Raw genomic sequence first — 9772 nt, 5'->3', positions numbered from 1 at the left:
CACCGCCGCCGAGACGGCCTCCGCGCCCGACGCCGGCGTCTCCTGCGAGGCCGCGCGGCAGTCCGGCGGCGGCGGAGCCGCCTTGGCGTGCGCCTTCGCGTCGGTTTTGGCGTCGGCGCAGGTCACCGTCCAGCCGTCGAAGCGGTTTTGGGCCCGCGCCGGGGCGCCCAACGTCGCTGCGGCCAGCGCCAGCAGGGCCATCGTCATCGCGCGCATGATCCGGGCTCCCCGTGTTCGTCCCGCCCCAAGTAACGCGCTCCGCGCCCGGTTTCGAGCGTCCGTTCGCGACGAGCCGCGCCCGTCGCGCCCTCGACGCTCACGAGCATGTGACATCCGCGATGCGGAACGCCGCGCAGGTCTCGGCCGCTTTGACCGTGGGAGAGCTGAGGAGCTCGACCGGCGCGCTCTGCGCGTCGCACGAAAAAGGAGCATGTCCATGCGCAAGATGTTCGCCATCGCGCTCGCCGGCGCGATCGGAATGACCGGCGTGTTCGCCGGGACCGATCCCGTATCGGCGCAGACGCGCGAGCCTGTTCGTTCGCTCGATCAGGTGCGCGGCGAGGCGATGCAGGCGCTCGCCACCGGCGACGTCCAGACCGTGCGCGACCGGCGCTGGCGCGGCGGCCGGCACTACAACGGCCGCCGTCACTTCCGCGGCGACCGCCATTACAACCGGCGACACTACGGCGGACGGCACTACTATGGCGGGCGCCGCTACCACCGCGACCGCTATTACGGCCGGCGCTATTATCGCGATCGGGACCGCGGAAACTACGCCGCCGCGGCGATCGCGGGCGTGGCGGCCGGAGCGCTGATCGCCGGTGCGGCCAACAGCCGCAGCTATTCGCGCGGAGACTCTTACTGCGCGCAACGTTTTCGTTCATACAATCCCCGCACGGGCACCTACACCGCACACGGCGGTCGTCAGGTTCGGTGCCCATGAGTTGATGCGTCGGCCCTCTTGGCCCGACGTTTCTCCGCCCCCGGCGCGCGCCCCGCGCCGGGGGTTTTCTTTTGGCCGGAACGCTTCGGCCAAACAGGCGTTTTCCAAGCGAACGAACAACGAACGGAAACGCCCATGACTCAGTCTTCGCCCGAAAGCACGCCCCAGTCCCGCACCGATGAGCGCCGCGCGGCGGACCCGTCCGCTCCGGGCCCTCAGGCCCACGAGGTCGAGGCCAATCCGAAGACCGCGCCGGACCCGGCGAGCAACGCGGAGAAGGACCCGAGCGACTGGGTGTCGGGCGACGAGCCGATGACGGGCGCGCAGGCCTCCTACCTCAAGACGCTGTCGGAAGAGACCGGCGCGGAAGCCTATCGCTCGGACCTGACAAAGGCCGAGGCGTCGCTCGCGATCGACGAGCTCAAGGACGCCCGCCAGAACAAGCGCTGAACCGCGCGCCGGGCGCCATGTCCCGCAACGCTCAGTAGAGGCGCCCGCCGGGCGGAACCTCCCGCTCCGGGCGCAGCAGCACCACGTCGCCCTCGGCGTCCGGGACGCCGAGGGTCAGCACCTCGGACAGGAATTTGCCGATCTGCCGCGGCGGAAAGTTCACCACCGCCAGCACCTGCCGCCCCAGAAGCTCGTCCGGAACGTAATGTTTGGTGATCTGCGCGGAGGATCGCTTCACGCCGATCTCCGGACCGAAATCGATCCGGAGCTTGTAGGCGGGCTTCCGCGCCTCGGGAAACGGCGTCGCCTCCAGTACGACGCCGACGCGGATGTCGAGCTTTTCGAAATCCGCAAAACTCGCAAGCGGGCGGGATGCGGCGTCGTCCGCGCTCATGCGGCGGCGGCGTCATCGCGCGCAAGCGGCTCGTCCTCATCGCGGGACCGACGCCGGCGGCCGATGGCGCGGTCGAACACCGCCCGGAACGGGGCCGTCAGCCGGAACGCGTCGTCCGCGCGGCGCGCCCAGCGCTCGGCTTTGCGAAGCTCCTCGTCCAGCGCCTTCATGGTGCGGGCGAGGCTCTCGTCCTCGTCGTTCAGAAACACGTCGAACACCCGCGCGTTGACCAGCACCAGCGCCTGCGCCCGCGCGGTCCCAACCGGGCCGGACTCCTGCACGCCCGCCGCCGCCAGCATCCACTGCATAGACGAGACCGCGACCTGATTCATGGCCGCCGCGCCGAGCGGATCGACGCTCAGGCCCCGACGCACGGCCCGAAGCGCCGGACGGTGAGGCGCGAGCGCCTCCAGCCGGCGCATCAGGACGTCGAACAGGCGCTCGCGCGCCGGCTCGTCCGCCATGTCGCGAGCATCGTGGCGCAGCACCTCGATGTCGATCCGGCGCACGAAGCCCGCGAGAATGGCGCCCTTGGACGGGAACGCCGCGCGCAGCTCCGCCAGCGACACGCCGGCGCGCTCCGCGATCTCGAACAGGCCGATCTCGCCCCAGGGCTTTTCCGTCAGCAGCGCCAGCAGCGCGGCTTCGATCGTCTGTTTGGGGCCGGACGGCGGCGCGGCGGCGGGCTCGGCCGCGGCCGGCGTCGGCGCGTTCGGATCCGGCTGAGCGGCGGAGGACGGGCGGCGGGCCATGGCGTGTCTCCTTGAGGTGTCTCGGCGATCGCTCTCGTTTAAGTGGCCCCGGAAGCCGACGGTTCCAAGGCGCCGGCGTCCGATTGGACCGTCAGCTCCCGAGCACGCGGCCCGCCACGGCGTCGAGCTTCGCGAGCAGCGCCGGGTCGCGATGCTCCGGCGCCGTCACCAGCGCGAAGTCGAGCGACCGGTCCGAACCGACCGGACACGGCTCGTGCTCCTCCGGGAAATCGGCGGCGAGCCGAGCGATCAGCCGGGCGGCTTTCTCCCCGTTTTCGCGCATGACGGCGAGAATGTCGGCCACGTCCACCCCGGCCTCGTGCGGGCGCCAGGCGTCGTAATCCGTGACCATGCCGACGGTGGCGTAGGCGATCTCCGCCTCACGGGCGAGCTTGGCCTCGGGCATGTTGGTCATGCCGACGATGGCGGCGCCCATGGCCTTGTAGGCGACCGATTCCGCGCGGGTGGAGAACTGCGGCCCCTCCATGCAGACGTAAGCTCCGCCGACCACATGGGCCACGCCCTCCGCCGCCGCCGCGCGGGCGACGCGCGCCACCAGATTGGGCGCCACGGGGTCGGAGAACGCCACATGCGCCACGCAGCCCGCCCCGAAGAAGCTGGAGGCGCGGCGGAAGGTGCGGTCGATGAACTGGTCCGCCAGCACGAAGGTCCCCGGCGGCAGGTCCTCGCGGTAGGAGCCGCAGGCCGACAGCGACACCAGATCGGTGACGCCGACGCGCTTCAGCGCGTCGATGTTGGCGCGGTAGTCGATGTCGGAGGGCGACAGCCGATGCCCCGCGCCGTGGCGGGGCAGGAACACGATGGTGGTGGCGCCGATGCGCCCGCGCTTGAGCGGCGCGGAGGGTTCGCCCCAGGGGCTCCGGACGTCGAGGGTCTCCACCTCCGCCAGCCCCGGGAGATCGTAGATCCCCGAGCCGCCGATCACCCCAAGCACCGCCTTCGCCATCGCGCAGCCCCCCGTTCACGACGACGGCGGACCACAAGGGGCCCGCCGTTTCCGCACCGAACTTATCGGCCGGCGCGCGCCGAAGCGAGAGCGCGGATGCGTTCAGGATCGGGGGACGCCTTCGTCATGCTCGCGAAGACGCGGGCATCCACGACTTTGGCGACGTCAAAAGCTTGAACGTTCAAGTCGTGGACGCCCGATGACCAAACTCGGGCATGACGGAAAACGTGAGGTCTCGTCCGCTCGCTCAGTGGATCGACGACCACACGCTGCGCTTGGTGAAGTAGAGCAAAGCGCCGAAGATCAGCAGGATGATCAGCACCACCAGTCCCGTGCTCTTGCGCGCCGCCATATGGGGCTCGGCCGCCCACATCATGAAGGCCGCGATGTCCTTGCCGTACTGATCGACGGTCGCAGGCGTCCCGTCCGTGTACTCCACCTGCCCGTCCTGGATCGGCTTCGCCATGGCGATCCAGTGGTTGGGGAAGTAGGTGTTGTAATGGAGGCCCGGACGCGGCGCCTCCTTGCCCGCCGGCGGGTCCACATAGCCCGTCAGCAGGGCGTGGATGTAGTCCGGCCCCTGCTCCTGATACTGGGTCACGATGTCGAACAAGAAGGTCGGGAAGCCGCGCTCGTAGGTGCGCGCCTTGGCGAGCAGGGAGAAGTCCGGCGGATAGGCGCCGCCGTTGGCCGCGCGGGCCGCCTGCTCGTTCGGGAACGGCTTCGGGAAGCGGTCGGACAGCCGGCCCGGCCGCTCGAACATCTCGCCGGCGTCGTTCGGGCCGTCCTGGACCTTATGCTCTTCCGCGATCGTGCGGGCCTGCTCCTCGGAGAAGCGGGGGCCGCCGGCCTCGTGCAGGTTGCGGAACGCCACCAGCGAGAGCGCGTGGCAGCTCGCGCACACCTCGCTGTAGATCTTGAAGCCGCGCTGAAGCTGGCCGGTGTCGTATTTGCCGAACGGGCCGGAGAAGCTCCAGCTCTGCGCCGGGGGCTTCACCGTCTCGCCGGCGGCCAGCGCCGGGCCGCTGGAGAGCGCGGCCAGGCCGAGAGCGGCGGCCGCGGCCAGGGCGCGGCCCGCGCGACCGATCGTCGTGTTCGCCATCGTCATGATCCGGGTCATCCGTTGCGTTCGGGGGCCGCGGCGGCGGGCGCCGGCGTGACGGGGGCGCCGCCCAGCACCGATTCCGCGATGGAGTTCGGCACCGGCTTGGTCTTCTCGGTCAGCCCCAGCACCGGCAGGATCACCAGGAAGTGGAAGAAGTACCAGAAGGTGGAGAAGCGCGAGATGGTGACGTAGGGCTCCTCCGCCGGCCGCGAGCCGAGCCAGCCCAGCAGCAGCGCGTTGGCGATGAAGATCCAGAAGAAGATCTTGAACATCGGCCGGTACTTGGCGGAGCGCACCTTGGAGGTGTCGAGCCACGGCAGGACGAACAGCACCGCGATGGCGCCGAACATCATCAGCACGCCGCCGAGCTTGGACGGGATGGCGCGCAGGATCGCGTAGAACGGCAGGAAGTACCATTCGGGCACGATGTGCGCCGGCGTCACCAGCGGGTTGGCCTCGATGTAGTTGTCGGCGTGGCCGAGATAGTTCGGCGTGTAGAACACGAACCACGAGAAGAAGGCGATGAAGCACACCAGCGCGAAGGCGTCCTTCAGCGTGGCGTAGGGCGTGAAGGGCACGGTCTCCTTGCGGAAGTCCTTCACCTCGACGCCGGTCGGGTTGTTCTGGCCGACGTGATGCAGCGCCCAGATGTGCAGGCCGACGATGCCCGCGATCATGAACGGCAGCAGGTAATGCAGCGCGAAGAAGCGGTTGAGCGTCGGGTTGTCGACCGAGAAGCCGCCCCACAGCCATGTGACGATCGCCGTGCCCACGCCCGGCAGCGCCGAGAACAGGTTGGTGATGACGGTCGCGCCCCAGAAGGACATCTGGCCCCACGGCAGCACGTAGCCCATGAAGGCGGTCGCCATCATCAGCAGGAAGATCAGCACGCCGAGGATCCACAGGATCTCGCGGGGCGCCTTGTAGGAGCCGTAATAGAGGCCACGGAAGATGTGGATGTAGACGGCGATGAAGAACATGGACGCGCCGTTGGCGTGCAGATAGCGCAGCAGCCAGCCGTAGTTGACGTCGCGCATGATCCTTTCCACCGAAAGGAACGCCTTGGTTGTCTCGGGCGTGTAGTGCATCGCGAGCACCACGCCGGTGACGATCTGCGACACCAGCATGAAGGTGAGGATGCCGCCGAAGGTCCAGAAGTAGTTCAGGTTGCGCGGCACCGGATAGGCGACCGCGCTTGAATGGATCAGCCCGACGATCGGCAGCCGATCCTCGAACCACTTGGCCACGCCTTTCGGCTGGTAGGTGGAATGTCCCTGCATCGTGATGCTCGCTTTTGGAACTCCGCCAGCCGCAAGGGACCGGCGGCCGCCGCTCAGCCGATCGTGAGCTTGGTGTCGCCTTCGAAGGCGAAGGGAGGAACCGGCAGGTTCTCCGGAGCGGGTCCCTTACGGATGCGTCCGGCGGTGTCGTAGTGCGAGCCGTGGCAGGGGCACAGCCACCCACCGAATTCGCCCTGCTGGCTGGTGGGCACGCAGCCGAGATGGGTGCAGACGCCCACCACGACCAGCCAGTTCTCCTTGCCCTTCGCGCCCCGGTTCACATCGGTGGCGGGCGCGTCAGGATCCAGATTCTCGTTGCGGGCGAGCGGGTCCGGAAGCTGGCCGATATCGACGGCGGCGGCTTCCTCCACCTGCTTCGCGGTGCGGTTCCAGACGAAGACCGGCTTGCCGCGCCACTTCACGGTGACGACCTGCCCCTCGGCGATCTGGCTGACGTCCACCTCGCTGGTGGCGAGCGCGAGCGCGGACGCGTCCGGGTTCATCTGGGCGATGAACGGCCACGCCAGAAAGCCTCCCCCGACCGCGGCGGCCGCGCCGGTCGCCAGATAGAGGAAGTCCCGACGAGTCGGTTCTGTGGACACCGGGCGTTCTCCTCACTCGAAAACCAACGAATTCGAAGCGTCGAGGCCCCGTCCGTGGTCTGGCCGTTCTGAATTTGAACAGCTCTGATCTTGCTGCGTTATCTCGCACTAAGGTCGCAAGCTGTCCAGAGAGTCGCAGGAGCCGAGACAGGTTGTCGCAGGCTGTGGGCGATAAGTCGCAGGCGCAGCATAAAGCTGTTGCATCCGCACAGTTTTTTGCTGCGCCGCAGAGCGATCGGAAACAGCGCCGGCCGCATTTGCGCCGCGATCACAACTTCGGCGCCACGCAATGGCCATGGAGGCTTTCGGCTCGGTGGCCCGAACGTTTTGGCGCTTCCCAATCGGCCGCGGGCGCGCGTAAACAGCCCCTCCCGACAGTCCGGAGATCGGCGCCATGCTTCCGCCCCCGCACGAGCTCGACGACCGCAAGGCCCGCGTGCGCGCCTGGTTCGAAACCTTGCGCGACCGCATCCATGCGAGCTTCGAGGCGCTGGAGGACGAGGCGCCCGGCGACGGCCCGGCCGGCCGGTTCGAGCGCACGCCATGGTCCCGCGTCGACCACACCGGCGCGGATGGCGGCGGCGGCGTCATGGGCCTGATGAAGGGGCGGCTGTTCGAGAAGGTGGGCGTCCACGTCTCCACCGTCCACGGCGAGTTCGCGCCCGAGTTCCGCAAGGAGATCCCCGGCGCCGCCGAGGCGCCGGGCTTCTGGGCCTCGGGGATCTCGCTGATCGCCCATCCGGCGAACCCCAACGTGCCGACGGTGCACATGAACACCCGCTTCGTGGTGACGAGCCGGGCGTGGTTCGGCGGCGGCGCGGACCTGACGCCGGTGCTCGACCGGCGGCGGAGCCAGGACGACCCGGACGCGATCGCCTTCCACGCCGCCATGGCGCGCGCCTGCGAGGGCCATGCGCCCGCGGACTATCCGAAGTTCAAGACGTGGTGCGACGAGTATTTCTTCCTGAAGCACCGCAACGAGCCGCGCGGGATCGGCGGCATCTTCTACGACTGGGTGAACACCGGCGATTTCGACGCCGACTTCGCCTTCACCCGCTCCGTGGGCGAGCGCTTCGCGGAGATCTATCCCGAGATCGTGCGGGCCAACATGGGCCGGGACTGGACGGAGGCCGACCGCGCCGAACAGCTTGTTCGCCGCGGCCGCTACGTGGAGTTCAACCTGCTGCACGACCGCGGCACGATCTTCGGCCTCAAGACCGGCGGCAACGTGGCCTCCATCCTGTCGTCCCTCCCCCCGGTCGCCGCCTGGCCGTAAGGCGCCGGCGTGCAGGTCGTCGAGCCGCGCGCCCCTTCCTTGTCCCGGCCTTGAGCCGGGACCCAGACACGTCGGCGCTTCAGAACAGGGCGCGACGAGCGGGGAGGTTCGTTCTCACAGGTCGGCGGCTCTGGGTCCCGGCTCAAGGCCGGGACAAGAAAAAGCGGCGCTTGGTGGTCTTTGCGGGCGAGGGCTGAAACTCCCGCCGCTCAGCCCTTGAACACGCCCTTCGCAGGCCCGAGCGGGCGGAGGCTTCGGAGCACGCTGGCGAAGGTGGCGATCGCCTCTTCGGCCTCCACAGCCTTGCGGTCCGGCGTCTCCAACACCAAGCGGTCGAGGGCGTAGCGGTAGGCGATCAGCCGTTCCTCGAAGGAGTCCCGCACCCAGGCGATCATCAGCCCGTTCTCGGCGATGCGGCCGTCCACATTGGCGGATTCGTCGGGCGTGAGTTCGGGCACGCGATCGGCGGCGCGGGCGCGCACGCGATCGTCCTCCGCCACCTTGGCCGCGGCCGCGAAGAACGGCTCGATCCGGTCGGTGTCGGCGCGCACGTCATCGATCAGCTTGGCGTAGCGCGCGCCGCTCGACCGGTAGTCGATCGCCAGCAGCGTGCGGACGTAAGATTCCTTTTCGAGCCGGACGCGCTCCGCCGGCAGCACGCGGGTGCGCCGCAACTCCACGAGCGTCCGCTCGCGCCACTGTTCGGGCAGCGGCGGCATCACGACGCCCCAGCCGAGGGCGCGCATCGTCCGCTCCGCATCGGTCAGGCGGTAGTACGAGACGGGCTCGCCGCGCTGGCGGGCCGCCTCGAGGCCGAGCGCCGGCAGCAGTCGGTCGTGCACCACGCTCGGCTCGACGCGGCCGAAGTCGCCGGTCGGCGGCGTGCAGGCGCTCAGCGCGGCGCAGCCGATGAGGATGAGCGTCGCCCGGGCTCCGGGCGTCGCCGCCCGGAGCTTGGGGACGATCACGACGCGGGCGCACTCCCGACGGCCGGCGCGGGCGGCGGGAACGAATGCGCCTGTCCCTCGTCGTGCCGCTCGTAGCGCACGCCGGTGAACAGCAGGATGTCGGCGGCGCGGGACGCCGGGCGACGGCTGGAGGATGCGGAGGACGACGACCGCCGCGACGCGGTCTGGAAGGCAAGCACGAGACCCATGGCGGCACTCCCTGCCAGGAGGGATCGGATCAATGGCGACCCCGGGGGCGGGATCGCCCGCCGCCGGGCTTTTCTGACACCGATTGAGCGGCCGGATTGGTTAACGAGAGGTTACCGAAACCGCCCGCATCCTTACCCCGCAACCATCGTTGCCCGCCGGCCACAGCCGTGTGACGGCGCTGTGTCATTTCGGGACCGCCATCGCGCGCGGGGCGCGACGCAGCTATCCTCGCGGCGCTTTAACCCGGCGCTAAGCATAAGCGCCTTAGCGTCCGAACACGCGACGACGGAGCGGGAGGCCAGTCTCCCTCGGCGTGATTCCCCGCACGGAAGGCCAATGAGCGACGACTTGCTGCCCGTCGAGGCTCTTCAGCGCCTGTCCCGCCAGGACGGCGTGGACATACGGCCGACGCTGCTCCGGGTGCTGACGGACCTGTTCGTGCAGAAGCCCCATCACGCGCCCGAAGAGCTGGCGCGCTATGAGGAGCTCGCGCTTCAGCTGCTCAGCGTCGTGGGCGCGGACACGCGCGCCGTGGTGGCGCGCAAGCTCGCCGACGACGAGCGCGCTCCGGACGCGGTCATCCGCCGCCTGCTGGACGACGAGTTCGAGGTCGCGGCCCCCATCCTGTCCCGCTCCGCCAAGGCGCCGCGGCACCTGCTGCTCGCCATCGCGCTGGAGGGCGGCGGGCTGGAGGCCCGCGCGCTCGCCGGCCGGCCGGACGTCGACCCGGACATGGTGCGCCTGCTCGCCCATCACCGCGACGACCGCGTGCTCGAGGCGCTGATCGCGAACCCGGCGGTGACGCCGAGCGACCGCACCCTCGCCGCTCTGACGCAGAGGGCGCTG

13 protein-coding genes are annotated in these 9772 nt (G+C 69.6%); 4 read left to right on the top strand and 9 right to left on the bottom strand.

The window, feature by feature from the left end; translation table 11 throughout:
• The coding region (locus ACFQ4O_RS11670; RefSeq protein ID WP_378775866.1) for a hypothetical protein at nucleotides 1-216 on the bottom strand (216 nt) is incomplete at its 3' end.
• A 220-nt stretch (nucleotides 217-436) separates the two neighbouring features.
• Here ACFQ4O_RS11670 and ACFQ4O_RS11665 point away from each other — a divergent pair.
• Together ACFQ4O_RS11665 and ACFQ4O_RS11660 are read left to right on the top strand one after the other, a co-directional pair.
• Nucleotides 437-943 carry a BA14K family protein gene (locus tag ACFQ4O_RS11665; RefSeq protein ID WP_378775865.1) on the top strand — a complete coding sequence of 169 codons (507 nt, stop codon included), beginning with the start codon at nucleotides 437-439 and terminating at the stop codon, nucleotides 941-943.
• A gap of 135 nt (nucleotides 944-1078) precedes the next feature.
• Nucleotides 1079-1393 (top strand): DUF3072 domain-containing protein, encoded by a 315-nt coding sequence (locus ACFQ4O_RS11660; protein ID WP_378775864.1) that lies wholly within the window; start codon nucleotides 1079-1081, stop codon nucleotides 1391-1393.
• 31 nt (nucleotides 1394-1424) lie between these two features.
• Here ACFQ4O_RS11660 and ACFQ4O_RS11655 read toward each other — a convergent pair whose 3' ends face one another.
• The 6 genes from ACFQ4O_RS11655 to petA form a co-directional block, all read right to left on the bottom strand.
• Complete coding sequence (locus tag ACFQ4O_RS11655; RefSeq protein ID WP_378775863.1) at nucleotides 1425-1787, bottom strand: tRNA-binding protein; 363 nt, start codon at nucleotides 1785-1787, stop codon at nucleotides 1425-1427.
• Complete coding sequence (locus tag ACFQ4O_RS11650) at nucleotides 1784-2539, bottom strand: TetR/AcrR family transcriptional regulator (protein ID WP_378775862.1); 756 nt, start codon at nucleotides 2537-2539, stop codon at nucleotides 1784-1786. Before ACFQ4O_RS11650 ends, ACFQ4O_RS11655 begins: the two co-directional genes overlap by 4 nt.
• A 91-nt stretch (nucleotides 2540-2630) precedes the next feature.
• Nucleotides 2631-3506: an S-methyl-5'-thioadenosine phosphorylase gene (locus ACFQ4O_RS11645; protein WP_378775861.1), complete on the bottom strand. Its 876-nt coding sequence runs from the start codon at nucleotides 3504-3506 to the stop codon at nucleotides 2631-2633.
• Nucleotides 3507-3753: 247 nt separating this feature from the next.
• Entirely contained in the window at nucleotides 3754-4608 is an 855-nt protein-coding gene (locus tag ACFQ4O_RS11640; protein ID WP_378775860.1) for a cytochrome c1, read from the bottom strand.
• A gap of 14 nt (nucleotides 4609-4622) precedes the next feature.
• Nucleotides 4623-5891, bottom strand: coding sequence for a cytochrome b (locus ACFQ4O_RS11635; protein WP_378775859.1), 1269 nt, complete (start codon nucleotides 5889-5891; stop codon nucleotides 4623-4625).
• 53 nt (nucleotides 5892-5944) lie between these two features.
• Nucleotides 5945-6493, bottom strand: a complete 549-nt coding sequence (gene petA, locus ACFQ4O_RS11630; RefSeq protein ID WP_378775858.1) for a ubiquinol-cytochrome c reductase iron-sulfur subunit — start codon at nucleotides 6491-6493, stop codon at nucleotides 5945-5947.
• Nucleotides 6494-6887: 394 nt separating this feature from the next.
• Here petA and hemF point away from each other — a divergent pair, with 394 nt between their 5' ends.
• The gene (gene hemF / locus ACFQ4O_RS11625) at nucleotides 6888-7769 is read left to right on the top strand and encodes an oxygen-dependent coproporphyrinogen oxidase (protein ID WP_378775857.1); all 882 of its coding nucleotides are present in this window, start codon (nucleotides 6888-6890) and stop codon (nucleotides 7767-7769) included.
• Between the two features lie 209 nt (nucleotides 7770-7978).
• Here the strand turns inward: hemF and ACFQ4O_RS11620 are convergent, their stop codons facing one another.
• Together ACFQ4O_RS11620 and ACFQ4O_RS11615 are read right to left on the bottom strand one after the other, a co-directional pair.
• Nucleotides 7979-8737: a hypothetical protein gene (locus tag ACFQ4O_RS11620; protein ID WP_378775856.1), complete on the bottom strand. Its 759-nt coding sequence runs from the start codon at nucleotides 8735-8737 to the stop codon at nucleotides 7979-7981.
• Nucleotides 8734-8925 (bottom strand): hypothetical protein, encoded by a 192-nt coding sequence (locus tag ACFQ4O_RS11615; RefSeq protein WP_378775855.1) that lies wholly within the window; start codon nucleotides 8923-8925, stop codon nucleotides 8734-8736. Before ACFQ4O_RS11615 ends, ACFQ4O_RS11620 begins: the two co-directional genes overlap by 4 nt.
• Before the next feature lie 337 nt (nucleotides 8926-9262).
• Between ACFQ4O_RS11615 and ACFQ4O_RS11610 the strand changes: the two genes are divergently transcribed.
• Nucleotides 9263-9772, top strand: a 510-nt coding sequence (locus tag ACFQ4O_RS11610) for a DUF2336 domain-containing protein (RefSeq protein WP_378775854.1), incomplete at its 3' end; no start/stop codon positions are given.

Origin of the sequence: Methylopila musalis (assembly GCF_042679725.1) — a bacterium.
GTDB classification, from domain to species: Bacteria; Pseudomonadota; Alphaproteobacteria; order Rhizobiales; family Methylopilaceae; genus Methylopila; species Methylopila musalis.
This window is presented reverse-complemented; position numbering and strand designations above follow the sequence as displayed.